The organism is Rathayibacter sp. VKM Ac-2762 (genome assembly GCF_009866585.1).
GTDB lineage: Bacteria > Actinomycetota > Actinomycetes > Actinomycetales > Microbacteriaceae > Rathayibacter.
Window position 1 is genome coordinate 926,017 of the sequence record NZ_CP047419.1, and the last position, 24,591, is coordinate 950,607.

Here is a 24,591-nt window from a genome sequence, read left to right on the forward strand (position 1 = left end):
TGGGGCTCCGGGGCGAGTCGCCCGCCGGCCGCGACGATTCTACCGGAGCGGCGGGAGCCGGGTCAGTCGACGACGGGGGCGAAGCCGGCGCGGACGGGCGCGAGCGCCTCGTCGAGATAGGGCACGAGCTCGCCGCGGGTGGGGCCCGCCGCGGCCCAGGCCTGCACGGCCGCCACCGCGGCTCCGACGCTCGCGTAGGCGATGGCGCGCGAGAGGTGCGAGGGCAGCGGGCGCGCGCTCCGCTCCTCCACGAAGCGGGCGATGACGGCCGCCTGCCGCGCGAGGCGGCCGAGGGCCGACGCCTGCAGCTCGTGGACGCTGCCGATCATGTCGGACTGGGTGAGCACCCACGGCACCGTCGCGGGTCCGAAGCCGGAGCCGATCGCGAGCAGCGCGTCGCCGAGCGCGTCCATCACCGGCGCCTCTGCCGCCGTCTCGGCCAGCGCCTCCGGGAGCTCTGCCAGCCGGTCGTCGACCAGGACCCAGAAGACGTCGCTCTTGGACTCGAAGTAGTTGAAGAAGGTGTTGCGCGAGACGCCCGCGCGCTGAGCGATCTGCTCGATCGTCGTGCCCGCGTAGCTCTGCTCGACGAAGAGGTCCAGAGCGGCGTCCTCGAGCATGGAGCGCGACGACGCACGGGGCCGTCCGCGCTGCACTCCTCGCACCATGAACCGCTCCTGCTCCGCTTCCCCCGACGCGCTAGGATAGCGCCGGACGACTTCGACCCGGCCATCACCGGTGAGTCTCCGGAAGAACGGCGCCGGCTCCGGCCTGCGCCCAGTAGACCCGGACGGGTGCGGCCCGTGACAGCCGATCGAGTGGGAACGCGTCAGCGGGCACTCCTCCGGGAGCGACCGGCCGACCGGTCCAAGCGAGGTGGTACCGCGACCCGGCCCGGGGTCTGAGATCCGGGCGGGCCGTCCTCGTGCAGACCAGCAGCACTGCCAGGAGACCGCACGTGACCTACCCCCTGACCCCGCCCACCCCGCACGGAGCCGAGCCCGCCGAGGGCTCCGCGTTCGGCCGGGGCGTGTCCCCGTCGCCGCGCTTCCCCGAGATCGAGGAGCGCGTGCTCGCGTACTGGAAGGCGGACGACACCTTCCAGGAGTCGATCCGGCAGCGCGAGGGAGCGCCGGAGTGGGTCTTCTACGACGGCCCGCCCTTCGCCAACGGCCTGCCGCACTACGGGCACCTCCTCACCGGCTACGCCAAGGACGTCTTCCCCCGCTTCGAGACGATGCGCGGACGGCAGGTGCACCGCCGCTTCGGCTGGGACACCCACGGCCTGCCCGCCGAGCTCGAGGCGGAGCGGCAGCTCGGCATCACCGACAAGTCCCAGATCGAGGAGATGGGCGTCGCGGCCTTCAACGCCGCCGCGAAGGAGTCGGTGCTGCGCTACACCGGGGAGTGGCAGGACTACGTCACCCGCCAGGCGCGCTGGGTCGACTTCGACGACGACTACAAGACGCTCGACCCCACCTTCATGGAGTCGGTGATCTGGGCGTTCAAGCAGCTCTACGACAAGGGCCTCGCCTACGAGGGCCACCGCGTGCTGCCGTACTGCTGGCGCGACCAGACGCCGCTCTCGAACCACGAGCTGCGGATGGACGACGACGTCTACAAGATGCGCCAGGACCAGACGGTCACCGTCACCTTCCCGCTGGTCGGCGAGACGGCGGAGGCGCTCCAGCTGACGGCGGTCCGCGCTCTCGCGTGGACGACGACCCCCTGGACGCTGCCGACGAACCTCGCGCTCGCAGTCGGGCCCGACATCGAGTACGCGGTCGTCCCCGCCGGCCCGAACGGCGCGGCCGACGGCAGGGGCGAGCCCGAGGAGCGCGAGCTCTCGGCCGAGTACCTGCTCGCCATCGACCAGGTCGGCGCCTACGCGAAGGACCTCGGCTATCCGGACGCGGAGTCGTCCCTGGCCGCCGTCTCGCGCACCCACCGCGGCTCCGAGCTCGAGGGGATCAGCTACGACCGCCTCTGGGACCACTACGCGGACACCGAGGCCTGGGGCACGCAGAACGCGTGGCGCATCCTCGTCGCCGACTACGTGACCACCAGCGAGGGCACCGGCATCGTGCACCAGGCGCCCGCCTACGGCGAGGACGACCAGAAGGTCTGCGAGGCGGCGGGCATCCCCGTCATCATCTCGGTCGACGACGGCGGCCGCTTCCTGCCGCAGATCAGCGAGGTCGCCGGCCTCCAGGTCTTCGACGCGAACAAGCCCCTCACGCAGCTCCTGCGCGCGGGCCACCGGCTGCTCCGCCAGGCGAGCTACGAGCACTCGTACCCGCACTGCTGGCGCTGCCGCAATCCGCTGATCTACAAGGCGGTCTCGAGCTGGTTCGTCCGCGTCACCGCGATCCGCGACCGCATGGAGGAGCTCAACCAGGAGATCACCTGGGTCCCCGAGAACGTCAAGGACGGCCAATTCGGCAAGTGGCTCTCGGGCGCGCGCGACTGGTCCATCAGCCGCAACCGCTACTTCGGCTCGCCGATCCCGGTGTGGAAGAGCGATGACCCGGAGTACCCGCGGATCGACGTCTACGGCTCGCTGGACGAGCTGGAGCGCGACTTCGGCGTGCGCCCGGACGACCTGCACCGGCCGTTCATCGACGAGCTGACCCGCCCGAACCCCGACGACCCGACCGGGCGCTCGACGATGCGCCGGATCAGCGACGTCCTCGACGTCTGGTTCGACTCCGGATCGATGCCCTTCGCCCAGGTGCACTACCCGTTCGAGAACGCCGACTGGTTCGACACCCACAACCCGGCGGACTTCATCGTCGAGTACATCGGGCAGACGCGCGGCTGGTTCTACACGCTGCACGTGCTCTCCACCGCGCTCTTCGACCGCCCGGCGTTCCGCAACGTGGTCAGCCACGGCATCGTGCTGGGCAACGACGGGCAGAAGATGTCCAAGTCGCTGCGCAACTACCCGGACGTGGCCGAGGTCTTCGACCGCGACGGCTCCGACGCTATGCGCTGGTTCCTGATGTCGAGCCCGGTCCTCCGGGGCGGCAACCTCGTCGTGACGGAGGAGGGCATCCGCGAGGGCGTCCGCCAGGTGCTGCTGCCGCTGTGGAGCACCTGGTACTTCTTCTCCCTCTACGCCAACGCCTCGGCGGGCGGCGGCTACGAGGCGACCAGGCGCACCGGCTCCGAGGACGTCCTCGACCGCTACCTGCTGGCCAAGACCCGCGATCTGGTCGAGACCGTGACCGGCCGGCTCGAGGCGCTGGACTCCACGCTCGCGGCCGCCGCGCTCCGCGACTTCAGCGACGTGCTCACGAACTGGTACGTGCGCCGCTCCCGCGACCGCTTCTGGCAGGGCGTCGACGAGGACGGCCGCGGATCGGAGGCGTTCGACACGCTCTACACGGTCCTCGAGACCGTGTGCCGCGTCGCCGCCCCGCTCCTGCCTCTCGTCACGGAGCAGATCTGGCAGGGCCTGACCGGCGGCCGCAGCGTCCACCTCACCGACTGGCCGGAGGCGGACGAGTTCCCCGCCGACCCGGCGCTCGTGCACGCGATGGACGCGGTCCGCGGCATCTCGTCCACCGCGCTCTCCCTCCGCAAGCAGGCCGGGCTCCGCGTCCGCCTGCCGCTCGCGCGCCTGACCGTGGTGGTCGCCGACGCCGCCGAGCTCGCGCCGTTCGAGGCGATCCTCCGCGACGAGCTGAACGTGAAGGAGGTGTCGCTGGTGCCGCTGGTCGACTCCAGCGCCGCCGACTACGGCGTCACCTCCCGTCTCGCGGTCAACGCGCGCGCCGCCGGGCCCCGGCTCGGCAAGGGCGTGCAGACCGTGATCAGGGCCGCCAAGGCCGGCGACTGGAGCGAGACGGACGGCGTCGTCACCGCCGGCGGCGTCGAGCTGGTCGAGGGCGAGTACGAGCTCACGCTCGAGGTCGGCGGCTCGGCCGGCGACGACCCCGCCATCGCCCTGCTCCCGCGCGGGGGCTTCGTGCTCCTCGACACGGCGACCACCCCCGAGCTCGAAGCGGAGGGGCTCGCCCGCGACCTCATCCGCGCGGTGCAGGACGCCCGCAAGGCGGCCGGGTTCGAGGTCAGCGACCGGATCGTCCTGGAGGTCGTGCTCGACGAGCCGAGCCTGCAGGCGCTCGAGCCGCACGCGCTCTGGATCGCGGAGGAGACCCTCGCGACCGGATGCGCGTTCACTCCGCTCACCACGGCTCTCGAGGGCGGCGAGGGCGCGATCGCCTTCGGCCCCGCGGGCACCGCCATCATCCGCGTCGAGAAGCTCGAGGCCGCCGATGTCTGATCCGTTCGAGCCGGACGACGCCGACCGCGCGGCCGCCGACGCCGTCTACGCCGCGCTGCTGGAGCGCCTGGGCGAGGCGAGCGTCCGCCCGCGCCTCGCTCCGACCCGGCGCGCCGTCGAGATCCTCGGCGACCCGCAGCGCGCCTACCCGGTGATCCAGATCGCCGGAACCAACGGCAAGACCTCGACCAGCCGGATGATCGAGAGCCTGCTGCGCGCCCACGGGCTGCGGGTGGGCCTGTTCACCAGTCCGCACCTCGAGCGCTTCAACGAGCGCATCGTCATCGACGGAGAGCCGATCTCGGACCGGAGCCTCGCCGACAACTGGCAGGACGTCGAGCCGTACCTGCGGATGACCGACGCCGAGCTGGCCGAGCAGGGCGAGGCGCCGCTGTCCTTCTTCGAGGCGATCACCGTCCTGGCCTACGCGGCCTTCGCCGACGCGCCGGTCGATGTGGCCGTCGTCGAGGTGGGGATGGGCGGCGAGTGGGACTCGACGAACGTCGCCGACGCGCAGGTCGCCGTCTTCACGCCGATCGCCCTCGACCACACCGACCGCCTCGGCTCGACGATCGAGGAGATCGCGCGCACCAAGTCGGGCATCGTCAAGCCGCTCGCCTCGGTGGTCTCCGCGAGGCAGGTCCCGGAGGCGGAGGCGGTGCTGCGGCACGCGGCCGAGGCCACCGAGTCGACGATCGTCGTCGAGGGGGCGGAGTTCGACGTCGAGTCGACGACCGTCGCCGTCGGCGGCCAGGTCGTCACCGTCCGGGGACTCGTCACCACGTACGAGCAGCTGCTGCTGCCGTTCTTCGGCGACCACCAGGCCGAGAACGCCGCCGTGGCCGTCGCCGCGGTCGAGACGTTCCTGGGAGGCGGGACGCAGGAGCTCACCGGCGACGTCCTCGACGAGGGCTTCGCCGCCGCGACCTCCCCGGGCCGCCTGCAGCTCGTCGGACTCGCTCCGCGCACCGTCGTCGACGCGGCGCACAACCCGCACAGTGCCGCGTCCCTCGCCGCCGCTCTCGGCCGCTACTTCGACTTCGACCGCGTGACGGCCGTCCTCGGCGTGCTGGCCGAGAAGGACGCCGAGGGGATCCTCCGGGAGCTCCGCCCCGTGGTGGACGAGCTGATCGTGACCACGGCGCCGAGCGATCGGGCGATGCCCGCCGAGGAGCTCGCCGCGCTCGCCCGCACCGTGTTCCCGGAGGAGGCGGTCCGCGTCGCCGACGACCCGCTGGGTGCTCTCACGGCCGGCCGCGTCCTCGCGGCGCGCACCGACAAGGGCGCTCTGCTGGTCACGGGCTCGATCACCCTCGTCGGCCGCACGATCACTGCGGCCCGCGACGAGAACTGGCTGGGCGCGTGAGGGCCGGACGCCCGCGGCGCTCGCGGACCGTCCGGGAGAGCCTCGGCTCGATCGTGCTCGGCTTCGAGGCGGTCATCGTCTTCCTCGCCACCCTGGTCGCCTTCGGGCTGAAGGCGGCCGACCCCGTGGTCGTGCTGGTCGGGGGAGCGGTGGTCTGCCTCGCGCTCGTCGCCACTCTGGGCCTGCTGAACCGGCCGGTCGGCTTCCGCATCGGCTGGGTGCTCCAGTTCGTTATCGTGGCCTCGGGCCTGCTGGTCCCGATCATGTACGTGATCGGCGCCGCCTTCGTGGCGCTGTGGACGTACTGCATGGTGACCGGCACCCGCCTCGACGCTCAGACGCGCCGGGCGGCGGAGCCCACCGACCCCACCGAAGGAGACCGCTGAACCATGGCCACCCAGGAGACCCTCGTCCTCGTCAAGCCCGACGGCGTCGCCCGCAACCTCACCGGCGAGATCCTCCGCCGCATCGAGGCGAAGGGCTACTCCCTCGTCGACGTGAAGCTCGTCGAGGCCGACCGCGAGCTGCTCGCCGCCCACTACGCCGAGCACGAGGGCAAGCCCTTCTACGAGCCGCTCGTCGAGTTCATGGAGAGCGGCCCGATCGTCGCCCTGCGCATCGCGGGCGACCGCGTGATCGAGGGCTTCCGCGCCCTCGCCGGCACCACCGACCCGACCACGGCCGCGCCCGGCACCATCCGCGGCGACCTCGGCCGCGACTGGGGCCTCAAGGTCCAGCAGAACCTCGTGCACGGGTCCGACTCCGAGGAGTCGGCCGCGCGCGAGCTCGGCCTCTGGTTCGCCTGAGCCGCTCGGCCGCCTGCCTCTGACGACGTCCGTCAGAGGTAGGCGAGCACGTTCAGCCTCACCTGCGCGATCACCGCGATCAGCAGGTAGCAGAGCAGCGTGATGAACGGGACCCAGCCGTAGGCGGCACCGGCGAAGCGGCGCACCCCGGCGGGGACGGGGAACACGCCCTCACGGAGGTTGCGGAGCGTCACCAGCCAGAAGCCCGGGATGACGACGGCCCAGGTGAGCATGCACCAGGGGCAGAGCGTCCCGAGCGCGAAGACGCTCGTCGCGATGAGCCAGCCCACGAACACCAGGGCGAGCAGGAAGCCGACGTTGAAGGCCGCCCAGAACCACCGGTCGAACCGGGCGCCCGCGAGCAGGCCCAGCCCCACCACGATCGGCGCGATCCAGGCCGCCAGGCCGATGAGAGGGTTCGGGAAGCCGAAGACCGCGCCCTGCGCCGAGTTCAGGTTCGCACTGCACTGCACCAGCAGGCTGAAGTCGCAGCCGAGGCCCGCATCGGGGTTCTCGAGAGCGGCGAACTTGTCGTTCGTGAGAGCGAAGGCGGCGGTCCAGCCGATCACGCCGAGGACGATCAGCAGGACGGCGAAGAGGACGGGGCGCTGCTGGGTGGGGGCGTCGCGCACCCCGGGATCGCTGGACACCGGGGGATTATGGCACGCGCCGGATCGGCGCCTCTGGGAATGCGTGCGATAATCGGAGCCGTCGGTCCGGGGGACCCCGCATCGACGCGAAGAAGGTTTACCGGGCGAGTACCGGGCCACAGGAGATCGACAGCGTTCCGCGAATGGACGCGCCGGATCTCCGCTCCGCCGGGAGTCGACCGCAGGTCGCACCGCGGGGGAGCGCGTGTCGGATAGTCAGTTCCGAGTGTGCAGCTGCAACCGGAGTCCCGCGCCACGAGCGCGACGGGACCGGGGGAGCGGAAGGATTCGCGGCGGGCCGAGGCCCCTCGCACGAGAGAAGCATCCGGGAAGACGACGCGGCGGACGACCCGGCCGAGGAGTGCACCAGGAATGGTGGAAGACAACAGTACGAGCGGATCCGATCCGGACCGCGACGAGCCCCGCAGCGGGGCCAGGAAGATCAGCCGCCTCTTCGGTGGCCGCCGGGCGACCCGGCGGACCGAGTCGAGCGCGCCAGCGACAGGGGAGACGATCATCGACAGCAACGAGACCGACCAGACCGGAGCCGAGGGCACCGAGCTGCCCGAGACCGGGAGCGCCGCGGAGGCGGCCGATTCGTCGACGTCGACGGGCGCGGTGTTCTTCAACGCCCTCCCGCAGACCCCGGGCGCCGAGCAGGAGGAGCCGCGACGGCCCGCACTGCCGAGCCCGTCGCTGCTGTTCCAGGCGCCGGTCCTGCCCGACTACGTCGAGCTGGCTCCGCTGCCTCCCCGCGGTGCGCCGCTGGGCGTCCAGGAGGAGCGCGAGAGCCCGGCCGAGGAGCAGGGCTCCGTCCGCCGCCGCTCGCGCCGCCGCAGCGGCGAGAGCGAGAGGTCCGGTTCCGACGACCCCGAGAACACCGTCGTCCGGGTCCGCCAGCCGCGCGAGCAGCGCGAGGCCCGCGAGCCCGAGCTCATCACCGAGCCGCAGCGCATCAAGGGCTCGACCCGCCTCGAGGCCAAGAAGCAGCGCCGCCGCGACGGCCGCGACGCCGGCCGGCGCCGTACGGTCGTCACCGAGTCCGAGTTCCTCGCCCGCCGGGAGGCCGTCGACCGCGTCATGGTCGTCCGCTCGAAGGAGGACAGCATCCGCATCGGCGTGCTCGAGGACGGCGTCCTCGCCGAGCACTACGTCGCCCGCTCGCAGGAGGCGTCGCTCATCGGCAACGTCTACCTCGGCCGCGTGCAGAACGTCCTCCCGAGCATGGAGGCCGCCTTCGTCGACATCGGACGCGGGCGCAACGCCGTGCTCTACTCCGGCGAGGTCGACTGGGACGCCGCGAACAACGCCGGCGGCCCCCGCCGGATCGAGCTCGCGCTCAAGCCCGGCGACCGGGTCCTCGTCCAGGTCACGAAGGACCCCGTCGGCCACAAGGGCGCCCGTCTCACGAGCCAGATCTCGCTCCCCGGCCGCTACCTCGTCTACGTGCCCAACGGTTCGATGAACGGCATCTCGCGGAAGCTCCCGGACACCGAGCGCGCCCGCCTGAAGAAGATCCTCAAGGAGGTGCTGCCCGAGAACGTGGGCGTCATCGTCCGGACCGCGGCCGAGGGCGCCACGGAGGAGCAGCTGACCGTCGACGTCGAGCGCCTGACCGCGCAGTGGACGGCTCTCAGCGCGAAGGCCGCGACCGGGCAGGCTCCCGCTCTCCTGCACAGCGAGCCGGACCTGCTGATCAAGATCGTCCGCGACGTCTTCAACGAGGACTTCGAGAAGATGGTCATCGCCGGCGACGACGCCCGCGAGACCATCGAGCTCTACCTCAGCCAGGTCGCACCCGATCTGCTCGAGCGCGTCGAGGTCTACACGGGTGAGAAGGACGCGTTCGACGAGTTCCGCATCACGGAGCAGATCGAGAAGGCGCTGGAGCGCAAGGTCTGGCTGCCCAGCGGCGGCTCGCTCGTGATCGACCGCACCGAGGCGATGACGGTGGTCGACGTCAACACCGGCAAGTTCGTCGGCTCGGGCGGGAACCTCGAGGAGACGGTCACGAAGAACAACCTGGAGGCGGCCGAGGAGATCGTCCGCCAGCTGCGCCTGCGCGACATCGGCGGCATCATCGTCGTCGACTTCATCGACATGGTGCTCGAGTCCAACCGCGACCTCGTGCTCCGCCGCCTGGTCGAGTGCCTGAGCCGCGACCGGACGAAGCACCAGGTCGCCGAGGTCACCTCGCTCGGCCTCGTGCAGATGACCCGCAAGAAGCTGGGCCTGGGCCTGCTCGAGACCTTCAGCGAGAACTGCGAGATCTGCGCCGGACGCGGCGTCATCGTCCACCACGACCCCGTGCTCAAGCACCGGTCGACCGCCGCTCCGCAGCAGGAGCAGCGCCGCCGGGGCAAGGGCGGCGAGCAGCAGTCCGCCGCCTCCGGGCGCTCGAACGGCGGGCAGAACGGGCAGGGCGCGCCGGCGACCAAGCCGGTCAGCACCCACGCCATCACGGACGACGCGAAGAACGCGCTCGCGCAGATCGCCGCCAGCACCATCCACCCCCAGGCCGTGCGCCAGGCGGCGGAGGAGGCGGCCGCGCTGGTCGAGGACGCCGCCGAGACCGTCGAGGCCATGGCGCCGGAGGAGTCCGCCACGGCACCCGAGGAGCAGCCGTCCGAGCCGAGCCGTCGCGGCGAGCGTCCCGCTCGGGGCGAGCGCCGTCGTCGCAGCCGCGACCGCGAGCCGCGCCAGGAGGCCGCCGAGACGGCGGCCGTCGAGTCGGCTCCCGTCGAGACCCCGGTCGAGAAGGAGATCGAGCCGGCCGCTGCCGCGCCGATCCTCGACATCCCGATCGCGCCGGTCACGCCTCCGCGCCGCGTCCGCAGCGAGGTCGCCGAGCACCTGCTCGACTCCGTGCTCGACGCTCTGCCGGCCCCGAAGCAGCCCGGCCAGGGCCGTGCGAAGAGCCGGCGCGTCACGACGGCCGCGCTCACCGGAGTCGCGGTCATCCCCGAGCAGACCCCGCGCCGCGCCGACCAGTAGCGCGACCCGGTGTCAGGAGGGCCCGGTGCCCGGCGAGAGCCGGCGCCGGGCCCTCTCGGCGTCCCGGTCGCGCCCGCGGACGCGGAGCCCGCTCCGCCTCAGCCGCTCGACCAGCTCCCGCGCGCCGACGGGGACCGCGCCCGCGGCGACGAGCTCGTCGATCCGCTCCTCGGGCACGTCGTAGTGGTCCAGGTCGAAGCCGCGCTCGGGCACGCCGAGACGGCGCGCGAAGTCGTGGAGCTCCTCGAGCGAGACGTCGCTCACGAGGTGCGCCCACAGCCGGCCGTGCGCCGGCCAGCGCGCGGCGTCGACGAGGATGGCCATTCCCCGATCGTAGGCGGCGCGCCGTCCGTCCACGCGCCTCCTCCTCGACTATCGTGACGGGGTCGCCGGTCGGGTGGACACGGCTTCGCAGTCGTGTGCGTTTGACCGTGGAGCGCGGATCCCGTACTCTTGACCGTTGGTGTGGCGCGATCCATGTGCTCACGCAGATTTCCGTTGTCGCTCCGCCCCTCACGGGGCGCGGGCCGCGGTGCCGGTTCCCTCGTGTCGTGAGGAGACGGGTACGAACCGGAAGACCGGGGCTCAGCCCCGTCCCTACAAGCCCCGGACGAGGCCTCCGCTCCGTCCAGACGAGAAACAGGTACGAGAAGTGGTTTACGCAGTTGTGCGCGCCGGCGGTCGGCAGGAGAAGGTCGAGGTCGGCACCATCGTGACGATGGACCGCGTCAAGGCCGACGAGAACGGCACCGTGCAGCTTCCTGCCGTGCTGCTCGTCGACGGTGAGTCGATCACCTCGGACGCGGCGACCCTCGCGGGCGTCACCGTCACCGCCGAGGTGCTCGAGGACCTCCGTGGTCCGAAGATCATCATCCAGAAGTTCAAGAACAAGACCGGTTACAAGAAGCGCCAGGGGCACCGTCAGGACCTCACGCGCGTCAAGGTCACTGGCATCAAGTAGTCCTGCAAAGGAATTGAGCTGACCTGCGGAGCGAGCCATCGCCCTGCAGGGCAACAGCACGGGGCTGCGGCCCCCCGGTCTCGAGGAGATGAGAAATGGCACACAAGAAGGGCGCGAGCTCCACTCGCAACGGTCGCGACTCGAACGCGCAGCGTCTCGGCGTCAAGCGCTTCGGCGGCCAGGTCGTGAACGCGGGCGAGATCATCGTCCGCCAGCGCGGCACCCACTTCCACCCCGGCGCGAACGTCGGACGCGGTGGCGACGACACCCTGTTCGCCCTCTCGGCGGGCGCTGTCGAGTTCGGCAGCAAGGGCGGCCGCAAGGTCGTCAACATCGTGGCGGCCGCCCAGTAGGGTCGACCTCCTCGGCCGCACAGGCACAGGACGCAAGGGGCGGGCTTCGGCTCGCCCCTTGCGCGTTTACCGGGGCACAGCCCCCCGGCGCCGGCATCCCGGCGCCGCACGCACTCACGGACGGATTCACACCATGGTCACCTTCGTCGACAACGTCACGCTGCATCTGCGTGCCGGCCACGGCGGCAACGGCTGCGTCTCCGTCCGTCGCGAGAAGTTCAAGCCGCTCGCCGGCCCCGACGGAGGCAACGGCGGGCACGGGGGCGACATCGTCCTCGTCGCCGACCCGCAGACGACGACGCTGCTCGCCTACCACCGCCACCCGCACCGCAGCTCCGAGAACGGCGGTCCCGGCATGGGCGACCACCGCGCGGGCGGGAACGGCGAGCTCATGGAGCTCCCCGTCCCGGTCGGCACGGTCGTCAAGTCGCCGGACGGCGACCAGCTGATCGACATGGACGAGCCCGGCCTCCGGTTCGTCATCGCTCCGGGCGGGCAGGGCGGGCTCGGCAACGCCTCGCTCGCCACCACGAAGCGCAAGGCGCCCGGCTTCGCGCTGCTCGGCACGCCGGGCTGGGAGGGCGACGTCGTCCTCGAGCTGAAGACCGTCGCGGACGTCGCGCTCGTCGGATTCCCTTCGGCGGGCAAGTCGAGCCTCGTCGCGGCGATCTCGGCGGCCAAGCCGAAGATCGCGGACTACCCGTTCACGACCCTCGCGCCCAACCTCGGCGTCGTGCAGGCGGGGGAGTCGCGGTTCACCGTCGCCGACGTGCCCGGTCTCATCGAGGGCGCGAGCGAGGGCAAGGGCCTGGGCCTGGAGTTCCTCCGCCATGTCGAGCGCTGCACCGCGCTCGTCCACGTGCTCGACTGCGCCACGCTCGAGCCCGGCCGCGACCCGCTGACCGACCTCGACATCATCCTCGGCGAGCTGGCGGCGTACCCCGTCGGCGACGGACAGGTGCCGCTGATCGAGCGCCCGCAGCTGATCGCGCTCAACAAGGTCGACGTGCCCGAGGCCCAGGAGCTGGCCGACTTCGTCCGGGCCGACCTCGAGGGCCGCGGCTACCGCGTCTTCGAGATCTCGACGGTCAGCCACTCGGGACTCCGCCAGCTGACGTTCGCCCTCGCCGAGATCGTCGAGAAGCACCGCCTCGAGCTCGCCGCCGTGCCGCGGGTGGAGCGCATCACCATCCGCCCCCGCGCCGTGGACGAGAAGGACTTCGAGATCCGGGTCGAGGGCGGCTCGTACGGCAACGTGTACCGGGTCCTGGGCACCAAGCCCGTGCGCTGGGTCGCGCAGACCGACTTCACGAACGACGAGGCCGTCGGCTTCCTCGCCGACCGCCTGGCCAAGCTCGGAGTCGAGAACGGCCTGTTCTCGGCTGGAGCGGTCGCCGGCTCCACCGTCGTCATCGGCCCCGGCGACGGCGTCGTCTTCGACTGGGAGCCGACCCTCACCTCGACGGCCGAGCTCATCACCGCGCCCCGCGGAACGGACCTCCGCCTCGAGGACAACCGGCGCAAGACCCGCAACGAGCGTCGCGAGGACTACTTCGAGCGGATGGACGCCAAGGCCGAGGCCCGCGCGGAGCTCGAGCGCGAGCGCCAGGGCGGCGTCTGGCGCGTCGCCGACGAGGGCGACGGCACGGAGGCCGTCGAGGAGAGCTGACTCCCGCCGCCGGGGTCGTCTGCCTCTACACTGGCCGGATGCCGCAGACGACCCCCGACAGCAGTGCGCTGACCGAGCGGTTCGCCGCCTCCCGCGTCGCGTCGCGCTCCCTCCGCAGTGCGACCACCGACCTCAAGAACCGGGCTCTGCTCGCCATCGCCGACGCGGTGCGCTCGAGCGCCGAGCGCGTCGTCCCGGCGAACGAGCTCGACCTCCAGCGGGGTCGCGAGAGCGGGATGAGCCCGGGCCTGCAGGACCGCCTCCGCCTCGATGCGGCGCGCCTGGGGTCCCTCGCCGACGCCGTCGTCGCGGTCGTCGGGCTCACCGATCCGGTCGGGCAGACGGTGCGGGGATCGAACCTGCCCAACGGCGCCTCCCTCACCCAGGTGCGGGTCCCGTTCGGCGTGGTCGGAGCGATCTACGAGGCGCGCCCGAACGTCACCATCGACATCGCGGCGCTCGCCCTCAAGAGCGGGAACGCCGTGATCCTGCGTGGAGGCACGGCCGCGGAGAACACGAACCGCGTCCTGGTGGAACTGCTGCAGGAGGCCGTCGCCTCCGTCGGCCTGCCCGCCGAGCTGGTGCAGACGGTCGACGACCACGGCCGCGAGGGCGCGAAGGCCCTCATGCGAGCGCGCGGCTACGTCGACGTCCTGGTGCCGCGGGGGAGCGCGGGCCTCATCGAGTCGGTCGTGACGGAGTCGACGGTCCCTGTGATCGAGACGGGCGCCGGAGTCGTCCACGTCTTCCTCGACGCCAGTGCCGACGAGCAGTGGGCCGTGGACATCGTCCACAACGCCAAGGTGCAGCGTCCGAGCACCTGCAACGCCCTCGAGACCCTCCTCGTCCACCGCGACGCCGCCGAGCGCCTCCTCCCGCCCGTCCTCGGCCGGCTCGCGGAAGCGGGAGTGACCGTGCACGGCGACGAGCGCGTCGCGGCGCTCTGGCCCGACGCGGTGCCCGCCACCGATGAGGACTGGTCCGCGGAGTACTACTCGCTCGACGTCGCCGTCGCTATCGTCGACGACCTCGACGCCGCGATGGCCCACATCGACCGGTACTCCACCCACCACACCGAGTCGATCGTGACGAACGACCTCCGGAGCGCCGAGCGCTTCCTCGCCGAGGTCGACTCCGCGGTCGTGATGGTCAACGCCTCCACCCGCTTCACCGACGGCGGGGAGTTCGGGTTCGGCGCCGAGGTCGGCATCTCGACGCAGAAGCTGCACGCTCGGGGCCCCATGGGCCTTCCCGAGCTGACCAGCACGAAGTGGCTGCTGCGCGGCGCGGGACAGGTCCGCGCCTAGCGCCCGGAACGGCGATCCGGCGTCGTGCGGCGTCCGGGTAGACTCGTCGGAGCCCCGCCGGGGCGACCACGACCTCCAAGGAGCACTGCATGTCCCTCGCGACGACCGTCCTCGCCGAAGCAGCGGCCCACACGGAGCTGCCGTTCCCCCCGATCGTCTTCGGCCTGATCGCCGCCGTCGCCTTCACGGCCCTCGGCTTCGTCACCTGGAGCTACCGGGACGTGGCGAACCGCCACTCGCACAAGACCGGTGCCGGCTCCCACGACCAGCACGGTCACGGACACTAGGCGGGGAGCCCAGCGATCGTGACGTCCGCCGCGAGCGGAGGCCCGCGGCGTCCGCGCATCGGCGTGATGGGCGGCACCTTCGACCCGATCCACCACGGTCACCTGGTCGCCGCCTCCGAGGTGGCCCAGTCGTTCGACCTGGACGAGGTCGTCTTCGTGCCCACCGGCCAGCCGTGGCACAAGAAGACGGTGACCTCCGCCGAGCACCGGTACCTGATGACGGTGATCGCGACGGCGTCGAACCCGCGCTTCACCGTCAGCCGCGTCGACGTGGACCGCATCGGCACGACCTACACGATCGACACCCTGCGCGACATCCACGCCGCGCACCCCGACGCCGAGCTGTTCTTCATCACCGGCGCGGACGCGGTCGCTCAGATCCTGAGCTGGAAGGACTACGACGAGCTGTGGGAGCTGGCCCACTTCGTCGCCGTCAGCCGGCCGGGGCACGTCCTCAACGTTTCGGGATTGCCGGCCCAGGACGTATCCTTGTTGGAGATTCCGGCACTGGCGATCTCCTCGACCGACTGTCGGAGCCGCGTCAACCGGGGTCATCCGGTCTGGTACCTGGTTCCCGACGGTGTCGTCCAGTACATCTCGAAGCACCACCTGTATCGGAGCACGTCATGACAGTTCAGCCCGAGGAGAAGCCGCTCACCCGGCGCGAGATCCGCGAGCGCGAGAGGCGCGAGGCCGGTGCGGCCACGACCGCCGCCGTTCCGACGACGTCCCGCCGAGCTGCCACCGCGACCGCCACCACCGCCGGCGACATGCCGGTGCTGACCCCCACCCAGGCCCTGCGGATCACCCCCGTCGAGCCGAGCCCCGCGAGCGAGCCCGACCTGCGCACCTCCTCGATGGAGATCGTCGCCACCGAGAACGCCACGGGCCGCCAGCTGACCCGTCGGGAGCTGCGCGCACTGCTGGCGCAGCAGCAGGCGGAGAAGGTCGCCGCCGCCCCGGAGGCGGAGCCGCCCGCCGACGAGGAGCGGTCCGACGACGAGCGCTCAGACGACGTCGAGGGCGCCCTGGAGCGCGCCTCGGCGCTCCCGCCGACCGGGGCGGTCCCCGTGATCGAGGCGGCCGACGAGTCCCGCGACGCGGAGCCGGTGCCCGAGGGTGCAGCGGAGCAGGAGCCGGAGGGCGACGAGGACGTCGTCACCGAGGACGCCCCCGAGGCGTCCGAGGAGGAGACGGACGAGTCCGCGGCCGATGCGACCGCGGACGCCGACGAGGCCGAGGTGCACGAGGCCGAGATCGAGAGCTCCTCCTCCGATGACGAGACGCCGTCCGCGGACGCCCCCGACGAGCGGGACGCGGACGACGAGCAGCCGACGGCCGGCGAGCAGCCCGAGCAGCCGCACCTGAACACCGCGCTCTTCGCGTCGGTGGGGGGATCCCTCGACATCGCCGACGAGAAGGCCACCGAGATCACCGGGAGCTTCGAGCCGCCGATCGAGCACCTCGCCATCACCGAGGAGCTCGACAGCAAGTCGAAGGAGGAGGTGGACGCCTCGTTCGACTCCCTCATCGCGAGCGGAGTCGCCGCCACCGGTGCCGTCACCACCACCAACGCGCTGATCCTGCCGACCACGGGTCCCGGCGCGACCGTCGGCACGGACACGGGGGAGATCCTCGTCACCGGCTCGTTCGACCTCCCGCGCAGCCTCGGCTCCACGGGCCAGCACCCGAACCTCTACGACTCGCCCGATGTGGACCGCTACGTCGACCGCATCGACCGCGAGCAGCCCGCCGGCGAGTCCGAGCCGGTCCGGGCGTCCAGCGCCGTCTCCACCCACGCCGCCGGCACCTCGATGATCGCGCCGCAGAAGCGCGCCGGCGTGAGCGTCCCGGTGGTCCTCGCGATCACCGCGGCCGTCCTGCTGGTCGGCGCGATCGCGCTGTTCATCGGCGGCTTCGTGCTCAACATCTTCTGATCTCCACCACCGACACTGAAGGCTTCATGACTGCGACCGATTCCGCCCGCGCCCTGCTCCAGCTCGCGGCCACCGCCGCCGACTCCAAGGGCGGTGAGGACCTCGTCGCCCTCGACGTCTCGGGGCCGCTGCCGCTGGTCGACATCTTCCTCCTCGCCACCGGCCGCTCCGAGCGCAACGTGGTCGCGATCGCGAACGAGGTGGAGGACCGCCTGAACGACTCCGGCGCCAAGCTGCTGCGCCGCGAGGGCCGTGCGGAGGGCCGCTGGATCCTCCTCGACTTCGGCGACCTCGTCGTGCACGTCTTCCACGAGGAGGACCGCATGTACTACTCGCTCGAGCGCCTCTGGAAGGACTGCCCGACGGTGCCGTTCACCCTCGAGCAGCCTGTCGCCGTCGACTCGTCGACGTCCTCGAACTGACGAACACGCCCGGCGACAGCGCTCGATTTCACTTCACGCGAATCGTGTTGTAGTTTATTCGAGTTGCTTCCGCCGGGCGGAGACAGCGAAAGACAGCACGAAGCAAGACAGAACACAACATGGGTCCGTGGCGCAGCTGGTAGCGCACCTGCATGGCATGCAGGGGGTCAGGGGTTCGAGTCCCCTCGGATCCACCGAACAGGTCCGCACTCCTCCGGGAGTGCGGACCTTCGTCGTTCACGGCGATACAGGGTCCGGCGCCGTCCTGTCCGGCGCCGTCCTGTCCGGCTCAGGCCGGTCAGGCCAGCCAGGACCGTGCCCGTCCGGCCACCGGGTCCCCCTGCTGGTCACGCACGGGGCGGCCCGACCGGCTCCACATGGCCGCCGCATCCGGCGAGGAATCCGGAGAGCTCGCTCCAAGCGTCCTCCCCGATCGTGGTGCCCGGGCGCCGTGCGAGATCGGCCAGAGCGTCCGTCAGCTCGTCGACTCCCGTCACGATCCTCGTCCGTGCCGCTCCCGTGCCCTGCCATCCCGGCGCGTACGTCCTCACGTCGGGGTGGCTGTAGAGCACGGCCGTCTCGAACCACGGTGTCGGCAGTCCGTGCAGGGCCAGGTGCTCCTTGAGCCTCGCGGCCTGGATCCGGACCTGCCGGGCGGGGACGTGCTGCTCGACATGGGTGCGCACCGTCCACCGCGACGCCGTCCCCGGTGCGATCTGAACCGCGAAGGCCTCGGGCAGGGCGTCCTCGTCGAGGAGGACGCCGTAGGAGGGGTGGACGGTACCGGGTCGCACGCCGTCGAAGACGACCCCCTGCCAGTACTTGGCCTCGATGATGAGCGCGCCGTGCCGGGTGAGCAGCAGATGGTCGATCTGCGCGAGGAAGCGGCGCGTCGTGCGCGCGTCGACAGGTACGAAGACGACGTTCGTGGCGAGGACTCCGGACAGCCCCGCCGAGGCGCACGCCTCCCGGATCAGGGTGTGCGAGACGGCCTCGCTGCTCCAGGTCCTGGCAAGCGCGTCACGGGTCTGCTCGACCTCCTCCTGCGCCGTCTCGAGCTCGGTCCGACTGAGGTCGCGCTCGGCGTGGCGCGCGCGCGTCAGTGCCTTGAGCGCCGCCTCGTGGCTCCGGTCGCGCTCGGCGATCGTGCGCTGGTGCTCCTCCGCGGCCTCCTCCGCGGCCTGCTCCGCCGCCGCTCTCGCCGCAGTGCGCCGTCGGCGGCCGGTGACGACCGTGATGAGGAGGGCCAGGAGCAGGGCGGCCGCGACGGCCCAGGGCAGGTACTCGTTCATGGTCCCCAGGCAAGCACGGACCACCGACCGTGCGCCGCCACGGCTCCTGATCGCGCCGTTCGGCGGACCGGCCGCGGTGCGCTCGCTCGTGCCCTGTCCGGACGTCTTCGTCGGCGTCCGCCTGCGCGCGCGGACGGAGACGCCGACCCTGCGCCGGCCGATCGCGCAGGCGGAGCCCTACCGCCGCCCGGCGGACGCGATGCACGACCAGCACGAGGTCCGGCTGACCGGCGTCGAGGTTACGCTGCTGGGCCTCGTCGGCCCGCAGCCGTTCCAGGGGATCAGCGTCACCAGCCTGCACACGCATGACGTCGACACCACCGGCGGGATCGGCGGCCACGTGCTCGCCGCCCCCGGAGTCGCGGGCCTGCTCGAGATCGAGCAATACGGCGGCATCACCCTCCTCCTGCTGGAGTCGGACGACCACCCGCGAGCCGACCTGGACGCGGCGGCCGACGCCGGGATCCGCGCCGTGGAGACCGACCACCCGCCCTGAGCGGCCCTACCCTGGACGCATGCCCTCACTGCGCGACGTCCACGCCGTCATCGACCGTCTCTGGCCGGAGGCGGCCGCCGAGAGCTGGGACGCGCCCGGCCTGGTCACCGGCGACCCCGACGCCGCGGTGGAGCGGATCCTGCTCACGGTCGACGTGGTCTCCGACACCGTCGCGGAGGCCGTCGACGGCGGATACCAGCTCCTGGTCGCGCACCACCCGCTGCTGCTGCGCGGCGTCACCTCGATCGCCGAGGACGGCTACAAGGGCCGCCTGCTCGTGGATCTCGTCCGGGGCGGCTGCGCACTGATCTCGGCCCACACGAACGCCGACATCGTCGCGGACGGCGTCTCGGACGTGATCGCGACCCGCCTCGGCCTGACCGGCACGACTCCGATCGTCCCGGGCGCCGACCCGTCGGTCGGGCTCGGCCGAGTAGGCGACCTGCCCGAGGAGGTGACGCTCGGACGCCTGGCCGGAGCCGTGGCCGAGCTCCTGCCGCCCACCGCAGGGGGAGTGCGGGCCGCGGGCGCCTACGAGACACCCGTGCGCCGCGTGTCGCTCTGCGGGGGAGCGGGGGACTCCCTCCTGGACGCCCCCGCCGTCCGCACGAGCGACGTCTTCATCACCGCCGACCTCCGGCACCACCCGGCCTCCGAGGCTCGCGAGAAGGCCCTGCACGGCACCGGGCCCGCCCTCATCGACGTCTCGCACTGGGCGAGCGAGTGGCTGTGGCTCGACGTCGCCGCGACCGCGCTGCGGGAGGCCCTGCCCACGGTCACCGTCGAGGTGAGCGAGACCCGCACCGACCCGTGGGATTTCGCGATCGTGCACTGACCCGCCGCGGGCACGGGAGAATGGACCCGGCGCGCCCGTACTGCGCGCCGGGAACGAGGACCGCCACGTGAAAGCCAGCCCCGCACACCAGCGCGAACTCCTGACTCTGGCGAGTCTGGACACGAGGGGCGCGCAGCTGCGCCACGCCCTCGCGACGCTCCCGCAGATCGCGCGGATCCAGGCGATGCAGGCCCGCGACAACGAGACCCGCCGCTCCCTCGCCGAGCGCACAGGGCGCCTCGAGGACGTGCGCACCGAGCTCGGGCGCATCGAGTCCGACGTCAGCGTGGTCGAGAAGCGGCTCACCCGCGATCGCGACCGCCTGCAGACCGCATCCGCGGCCAAGGACATCGCCGCGCTCGAGAGCGAGATCACCTCCCTCGTGAAGCGACGGGGAGACCTCGAGGACATCGAGCTGACCCTGATGGAGCGGATCGAGGGCATCGAGTCCGAGGTCGCCGCGGCTCAGGCCGAGCGCGACGAGGTCGTCGCCTCGCTCGGGACCCTCGCCGAGGAGCGCGACGCGCAGGCCGAGAAGCTCCGCGACAAGCAGGAGGCGCTCGCCCGGGACCGGGCGGACCTGGTGACGACCCTTCCGGAGGACCTGGTCGAGCTGTACGAGAAGCAGCGCGCCCGCTACGGAGTCGGCGCGGCCCTCCTCCGCGGGAAGGTGTCGGAGGGTAGCGGCGTGGCCCTCACCGAGTCGGACCTCTCCTGGATCCGCGCCTCCGCTCCCGACGAGGTCGTCCTCTGCCCCGACAGCGGCTGCATCCTGGTGCGCGGCGAGGAGTCCACCCTCGCCTGAGCCGTACACTGGACGGGCGAACGGGCCGGCAAGACGGTCGCGTCACCGCGGCGAGAGCCGTGGTGCCGAGGAACGTCCGGGCTCCGCAGAGCAGGGCGGTGGGCAACACCCACCCGGGGCGACCCGCGAGACAGTGCCACAGAGAACAGACCGCCGTCGGCTCCGGCCGGCGGTAAGGGTGAAACGGTGGTGTAAGAGACCACCAGGGGCCGGAGTGATCCGGTCCGCTCGGTAAACCTCGCCCGGAGCAAGGTCAGACAGAGGACGATGCGGCTGCTCGTCGGGTCCTCGGGTAGACCGCTGGAGGGTCACGGCGACGTGGCTCCGAGAGAGATGGCCGTCCAGCGCCCGCCGAGAGGCGCGGCGTGAACAGAACCCGGCGTATCAGCCGACCCCTTCGCCACGAGATGCCCCGCCCCGGCGGGGCATCTCGCGTCTCCGCCGGTCGCCGAGCTCGCGCTCCCGCCCGCAGGCAGCGCGACGGCCTGCCGTGGCGGTTCCCGGGTCTCGATACATCCTTGCGCCGCCACTCGACAGGACTGGCGCGGTCCATCTCTCGCGCTGCCTCCTGCGGACGAAGCGGTGCAGCACGACGTCCGGCAGGCGCCGATCCCGGAGGACGGTCCTGAGACGCCGCTGCGGATCGCCGCCGAGGACCAGGTGCCCCCGCCCCCGTCCTGGCTCACCGCGACCGCTGGACCCTGAAAGTCTGATCACGTCCGTCCGCCATGGCGCCACGCACCAGGCGAACCGGCGAAACGCGTGCCAGCGTTTCGCCGTAGCCGTCCGCACCCCGCTCCCCGGAACGCGTCGCCTCCCGAGGCCTACCGCGCCTCGGCGGGCGGGGGCCGCCGAGGAAAAAGACTCAGCCCCGCCCTGCGAGCGCGGCCGCGCCGAGGATGCCGGCGTTGTTGCGGAGCGCCGCCGGGATGATCGGGGTGCGCAGGTCGAGCAGCGGGAGGAACTCGTCGTGGTGCTTGGAGATGCCGCCGCCGACGATGAAGAGATCGGGCCAGAGCAGCGCCTCGAGGTGGGAGTAGTAGCGCTGCAGGCGCTTCGCCCAGTGCTTGTAGTCGAGGTCGTCGCGCTCCTTGGCGGCGAACGAGGCCTTCTTCTCGTAGTCGCCGCCGTGGATCTCGAGGTGGCCGAGCTCGGCGTTGGGGATGAGGATCCCGTCGTGGATCTGCGCCGTCCCGATGCCGGTGCCGAGGGTGGTCATGATGACCAGGCCCTCCTTGTCCTTCGCCGCTCCGAAGCGCGACTCGGCGTAGCCCGCCGCATCGGCGTCGTTGACGAAGAAGATGTTCCGGCCGATCGCGTCCTCGAACAGCTTCTCGGCCTCGAGGCCGATCCACTCGTCCGACACGTTCGCCGCCGACATCGTCCGTCCGTGGACGACGACGGCGGGGAAGCAGATGCCGACCGGGGTGTCCGAGGGCAGGTCCGGGATCTTCTCGAGGATCTGCTGGACGGTGGCGACGATGTCCTTCGGCGTGCCGCCCGGGGGAGTGGCGAGCTTCATCCGGTCGCTGAGCAGAGTGCCCGCGGCCAGGTCCACCGAGGCCCCCTTGATGCCCGTTCCCCCGATGTCGATTCCGATGGCGGTCGCCGCAGCAGTCATAGCGGCCATGCTAGCGAAGGGCGGGGGTGCGGACCGACGCGGGCTGCGGCGTAGGATCGCGGCATGGCTGACGGCGACGCGAACTCCTGGTGGTACAACCTCAAGGCCGGCACGGTGGAGCAGGGATTCGTGTCCCCCTCCGTCGACCGGGTGGGACCCTTCTCCTCTCGCGAGGAGGCGGAGCACGCCCTCGAGCGGCTGCACGAGAACAGCCGCAAGTGGGCCGAGGAGGACGCCGCCGAGGACCGCTGACCGCGGTTACTCGTAGCTGTGCTCGGCGCCGGGGTAGGCGCCGGACTCCACGTCGTCCCGGAACGCGGTGACCGCTCCGGTGAGCACGCCGCGCAGATCCGCGTACTGCTTCACGAAGCGGGGGATGCGGCCGGTGGTGAATCCGGCGAAGTCCGTCCACACGAGCAGCTGTCCGTCGACGTGCGGTCCCGCTCCGACTCCGATCGTGGGGATGCGCAGCTCCTCCGTCACCTGACGTGCCGCGTCGGCGGGCACCATCTCGAGGACGACGGCGAACGCACCGGCCTCCTGGACGGCGCGCGCGTCGGCGAGCAGCTGCTCGATGCCCTCGCCGCGCCCCTGGACCATGTGGCCGCCGAGCCCGTGCTCGCTCTGCGGCGTGAAGCCGATGTGCGCCATCACGGGGATGCCCGCCTCGACGATGCGCCGGATCTGCTCGGCGGAGCGGACTCCGCCCTCGAGCTTCACCGCGTGCGCGTGCGTCTCCTTCATGAAGCGGAACGCCGTGTGCAGCGCGTCGTCGGCACCCGACTCGTAGGAGCCGAAGGGCATGTCGGCGACGACGAAGGCGCGCTCGACGGCTCCGGCGACGGCACGTGCCAGCGGGATGAGCTCGTCGACGGTGACGGGCAGAGTGGTGTCGTAGCCGAGCACCGTGTTGCCGGCGGAGTCGCCCACGAGGAGGAAGTCGATCCCGGCGTCGTCGAAGATCTTCGCCGTCAGCTGGTCGTAGCTGGTCAGCCCGGTGATGCGGGCACCGGAGTCCTTCGCGTTCTGGAAGTGGCGGGTTCGAACGCGTTTCACGGGCTGCGCTGACATGGGCGCCAGTCTACGGCGCGCCTCGGGCGCCCCGCGGGCCCCGGTCGGAGGCAGTAGCCTGAGGGTCGAAACAGGAGGGGTCTGGATGGACAAGCAACGGGACTTCGTTCTTCGCACCATTGAAGAGCGAGGGATCAAATTCGTTCGCCTCTGGTTCACCGACGTCGTCGGCACGCTGAAGTCGGTCGCGATCGCGCCGGCCGAGGTGGAGGGCGCGTTCGCTGAGGGGCTCGGCTTCGACGGCTCCGCCATCGAGGGCCTCACCCGCTCCTTCGAGGCCGACGTCCTCGCGCATCCGGACCCGTCGACCTTCCAGATCCTCCCGTGGCGCGGAGAGATCGACCCGACGGCGCGGATGTTCTGCGACATCACCACGCCGGACGGCCAGCCCGCCGTCGCCGACCCGCGCAACGTGCTCAAGCGCACGCTGGCGAAGGCGGCCGAGCGCGGGTTCACCTTCTACACGCACCCCGAGATCGAGTTCTACCTCCTCAAGTCGTCGTCCTTCGGCGCCGAGGGTCCGGAGCCGGTCGACTCCGCCGGGTACTTCGACAACGTCCCCGGAGGCACGGCGCACGACTTCCGCCGCCGCTCCGTGCGCATGCTGGAGGATCTGGGCATCTCGGTCGAGTTCAGCCACCACGAGGCGGGCCCCGGCCAGAACGAGATCGACCTCCGCTACGCGGACGCGCTCACCACGGCCGACAACATCATGACCTTCCGCACCGTGATCAAGGAGGTGGCGATCGAGCAGGGCGTCTACGCGACGTTCATGCCGAAGCCGCTCTCCGGGCACCCCGGCTCGGGCATGCACACGCATCTCTCGCTCTTCGAGGGCGACGTGAACGTGTTCTATGAGCAGGGCGCCCAGTACCAGCTCTCGAAGCTCGGCCGTCAGTTCATCGCGGGCCTGCTCAAGCACGCCCCCGAGATCACCGCCGTGACGAACCAGTTCGTCAACTCCTACAAGCGGCTCTGGGGCGGCGACGAGGCGCCCAGCTACGTCTCGTGGGGCCACAACAACCGGTCCGCCCTCGTGCGCGTTCCGCTCTACAAGCCCAACAAGGGGCAGTCGTCGCGCATCGAGTACCGGGCGCTGGACTCCGCGGCGAACCCCTACCTGGCGTACTCGCTGCTCCTGGCAGCCGGGCTGAAGGGCATCGAGGAGGGCTACGAGCTCCCGGCCGAGGCCGAGGACAACGTGTGGGCCCTGTCGGACGCGGAGCGCCGGGCGCTCGGCTACGGCGCCTTGCCCGCCAGCCTCGACCGCGCCATCTCGCTGATGGAGGAGTCCGAGCTCGTGGCCGAGACGCTGGGCGAGCAGGTGTTCAACTTCGTGCTGCTCAACAAGCGGAAGGACTGGGCCGAGTACCGCGCCCAGGTCACGCCGTACGAGCTGCGCAGCAATCTCGAGATGCTCTGACGCCTCGG

General features: G+C 71.6%; 24 protein-coding genes, 1 tRNA gene and 1 other RNA gene. 20 read left to right on the plus strand and 6 right to left on the minus strand.

The window, feature by feature from the left end; translation table 11 throughout:
- Nucleotides 1–62: 62 nt before the first annotated feature.
- On the minus strand, nt 63–668 hold the full coding sequence (locus GTU71_RS04435) for a TetR family transcriptional regulator (RefSeq protein WP_104254919.1): 606 nt from the start codon (nt 666–668) through the stop codon (nt 63–65).
- A 302-nt stretch (nt 669–970) separates the two neighbouring features.
- Between GTU71_RS04435 and ileS the strand changes: the two genes are divergently transcribed.
- From ileS to ndk, 4 genes are read left to right on the plus strand one after another with little or no spacing between them, the layout of a single operon-like run.
- A complete protein-coding gene (ileS, locus tag GTU71_RS04440) occupies nt 971–4,288 on the plus strand; it encodes an isoleucine--tRNA ligase (RefSeq protein ID WP_159941096.1) in 3,318 nt (1,105 codons plus the stop codon).
- Nucleotides 4,281–5,654, plus strand: coding sequence for a folylpolyglutamate synthase/dihydrofolate synthase family protein (locus GTU71_RS04445; RefSeq protein WP_159939379.1), 1,374 nt, complete (start codon nt 4,281–4,283; stop codon nt 5,652–5,654). The genes ileS and GTU71_RS04445 overlap by 8 nt, the downstream gene beginning before the upstream one ends.
- On the plus strand, nt 5,651–6,040 hold the full coding sequence (locus GTU71_RS04450) for a DUF4233 domain-containing protein (RefSeq protein ID WP_104262805.1): 390 nt from the start codon (nt 5,651–5,653) through the stop codon (nt 6,038–6,040). Before GTU71_RS04445 ends, GTU71_RS04450 begins: the two co-directional genes overlap by 4 nt.
- A gap of 3 nt (nt 6,041–6,043) precedes the next feature.
- On the plus strand, nt 6,044–6,460 hold the full coding sequence (gene ndk / locus GTU71_RS04455; RefSeq protein WP_104223686.1) for a nucleoside-diphosphate kinase: 417 nt from the start codon (nt 6,044–6,046) through the stop codon (nt 6,458–6,460).
- 32 nt (nt 6,461–6,492) lie between these two features.
- Here ndk and GTU71_RS04460 read toward each other — a convergent pair whose 3' ends face one another.
- A complete protein-coding gene (locus GTU71_RS04460; protein ID WP_244230638.1) occupies nt 6,493–7,110 on the minus strand; it encodes a vitamin K epoxide reductase family protein in 618 nt (205 codons plus the stop codon).
- A 372-nt stretch (nt 7,111–7,482) separates the two neighbouring features.
- Between GTU71_RS04460 and GTU71_RS04465 the strand changes: the two genes are divergently transcribed.
- Nucleotides 7,483–10,104: an Rne/Rng family ribonuclease gene (locus tag GTU71_RS04465; RefSeq protein ID WP_159939380.1), complete on the plus strand. Its 2,622-nt coding sequence runs from the start codon at nt 7,483–7,485 to the stop codon at nt 10,102–10,104.
- A 12-nt stretch (nt 10,105–10,116) separates the two neighbouring features.
- Here the strand turns inward: GTU71_RS04465 and GTU71_RS04470 are convergent, their stop codons facing one another.
- Complete coding sequence (locus GTU71_RS04470) at nt 10,117–10,428, minus strand: DUF4031 domain-containing protein (protein ID WP_104226718.1); 312 nt, start codon at nt 10,426–10,428, stop codon at nt 10,117–10,119.
- Between the two features lie 328 nt (nt 10,429–10,756).
- Between GTU71_RS04470 and rplU the strand changes: the two genes are divergently transcribed.
- The 9 genes from rplU to GTU71_RS04515 all read left to right on the plus strand — a co-directional run bounded on the left by rplU (nt 10,757) and on the right by GTU71_RS04515 (nt 17,234).
- Nucleotides 10,757–11,065: a 50S ribosomal protein L21 gene (gene rplU / locus GTU71_RS04475; RefSeq protein ID WP_104223682.1), complete on the plus strand. Its 309-nt coding sequence runs from the start codon at nt 10,757–10,759 to the stop codon at nt 11,063–11,065.
- Nucleotides 11,066–11,160: 95 nt separating this feature from the next.
- Nucleotides 11,161–11,418 (plus strand): 50S ribosomal protein L27, encoded by a 258-nt coding sequence (gene rpmA, locus GTU71_RS04480; RefSeq protein WP_068209107.1) that lies wholly within the window; start codon nt 11,161–11,163, stop codon nt 11,416–11,418.
- A 133-nt stretch (nt 11,419–11,551) separates the two neighbouring features.
- A complete protein-coding gene (obgE, locus tag GTU71_RS04485; RefSeq protein WP_104295482.1) occupies nt 11,552–13,087 on the plus strand; it encodes a GTPase ObgE in 1,536 nt (511 codons plus the stop codon).
- Nucleotides 13,088–13,125: 38 nt separating this feature from the next.
- Entirely contained in the window at nt 13,126–14,394 is a 1,269-nt protein-coding gene (locus GTU71_RS04490) for a glutamate-5-semialdehyde dehydrogenase (RefSeq protein WP_159939381.1), read from the plus strand.
- An 89-nt stretch (nt 14,395–14,483) separates the two neighbouring features.
- Nucleotides 14,484–14,681, plus strand: a complete 198-nt coding sequence (locus GTU71_RS04495) for a hypothetical protein (RefSeq protein WP_104223679.1) — start codon at nt 14,484–14,486, stop codon at nt 14,679–14,681.
- Between the two features lie 18 nt (nt 14,682–14,699).
- A complete protein-coding gene (gene nadD, locus GTU71_RS04500; RefSeq protein WP_104223678.1) occupies nt 14,700–15,311 on the plus strand; it encodes a nicotinate-nucleotide adenylyltransferase in 612 nt (203 codons plus the stop codon).
- Nucleotides 15,308–16,618, plus strand: coding sequence for a hypothetical protein (locus GTU71_RS04505; protein WP_159939382.1), 1,311 nt, complete (start codon nt 15,308–15,310; stop codon nt 16,616–16,618). Before nadD ends, GTU71_RS04505 begins: the two co-directional genes overlap by 4 nt.
- A gap of 26 nt (nt 16,619–16,644) precedes the next feature.
- Nucleotides 16,645–17,040: a ribosome silencing factor gene (gene rsfS, locus GTU71_RS04510; protein ID WP_104223676.1), complete on the plus strand. Its 396-nt coding sequence runs from the start codon at nt 16,645–16,647 to the stop codon at nt 17,038–17,040.
- 121 nt (nt 17,041–17,161) lie between these two features.
- Nucleotides 17,162–17,234, plus strand: a tRNA-Ala gene (locus GTU71_RS04515).
- A gap of 153 nt (nt 17,235–17,387) precedes the next feature.
- Here the strand turns inward: GTU71_RS04515 and GTU71_RS04520 are convergent.
- The gene (locus GTU71_RS04520; RefSeq protein WP_159939383.1) at nt 17,388–18,332 is read right to left on the minus strand and encodes a nuclease-related domain-containing protein; all 945 of its coding nucleotides are present in this window, start codon (nt 18,330–18,332) and stop codon (nt 17,388–17,390) included.
- Between GTU71_RS04520 and GTU71_RS04525 the strand changes: the two genes are divergently transcribed.
- The 4 genes from GTU71_RS04525 (at nt 18,331) to rnpB (ending at nt 20,868) form a co-directional block, all read left to right on the plus strand.
- A complete protein-coding gene (locus GTU71_RS04525; RefSeq protein WP_159939384.1) occupies nt 18,331–18,828 on the plus strand; it encodes an acetolactate decarboxylase in 498 nt (165 codons plus the stop codon). The two genes, GTU71_RS04520 and GTU71_RS04525, sit on opposite strands and share 2 nt — an antisense overlap.
- A gap of 19 nt (nt 18,829–18,847) precedes the next feature.
- Nucleotides 18,848–19,663, plus strand: coding sequence for a Nif3-like dinuclear metal center hexameric protein (locus tag GTU71_RS04530; RefSeq protein WP_159939385.1), 816 nt, complete (start codon nt 18,848–18,850; stop codon nt 19,661–19,663).
- A gap of 67 nt (nt 19,664–19,730) precedes the next feature.
- Nucleotides 19,731–20,468 carry a hypothetical protein gene (locus GTU71_RS04535; protein ID WP_104226713.1) on the plus strand — a complete coding sequence of 246 codons (738 nt, stop codon included), beginning with the start codon at nt 19,731–19,733 and terminating at the stop codon, nt 20,466–20,468.
- A 21-nt stretch (nt 20,469–20,489) separates the two neighbouring features.
- Nucleotides 20,490–20,868: RNase P RNA component class A (gene rnpB, locus GTU71_RS04540), an RNA gene on the plus strand.
- A gap of 465 nt (nt 20,869–21,333) precedes the next feature.
- On the opposite strand, the gene ppgK is transcribed toward rnpB, so the two are convergent.
- On the minus strand, nt 21,334–22,089 hold the full coding sequence (gene ppgK, locus GTU71_RS04545) for a polyphosphate--glucose phosphotransferase (protein WP_104239180.1): 756 nt from the start codon (nt 22,087–22,089) through the stop codon (nt 21,334–21,336).
- A gap of 63 nt (nt 22,090–22,152) precedes the next feature.
- Here ppgK and GTU71_RS04550 point away from each other — a divergent pair, with 63 nt between their 5' ends.
- A complete protein-coding gene (locus tag GTU71_RS04550; RefSeq protein WP_104223671.1) occupies nt 22,153–22,341 on the plus strand; it encodes an SPOR domain-containing protein in 189 nt (62 codons plus the stop codon).
- A gap of 6 nt (nt 22,342–22,347) precedes the next feature.
- On the opposite strand, the gene panB is transcribed toward GTU71_RS04550, so the two are convergent.
- Nucleotides 22,348–23,160 carry a 3-methyl-2-oxobutanoate hydroxymethyltransferase gene (gene panB, locus GTU71_RS04555; protein WP_159939386.1) on the minus strand — a complete coding sequence of 271 codons (813 nt, stop codon included), beginning with the start codon at nt 23,158–23,160 and terminating at the stop codon, nt 22,348–22,350.
- Nucleotides 23,161–23,245: 85 nt separating this feature from the next.
- Here panB and GTU71_RS04560 point away from each other — a divergent pair, with 85 nt between their 5' ends.
- Entirely contained in the window at nt 23,246–24,583 is a 1,338-nt protein-coding gene (locus GTU71_RS04560) for a glutamine synthetase family protein (protein WP_068253236.1), read from the plus strand.
- Nucleotides 24,584–24,591 lie beyond the last annotated feature (8 nt).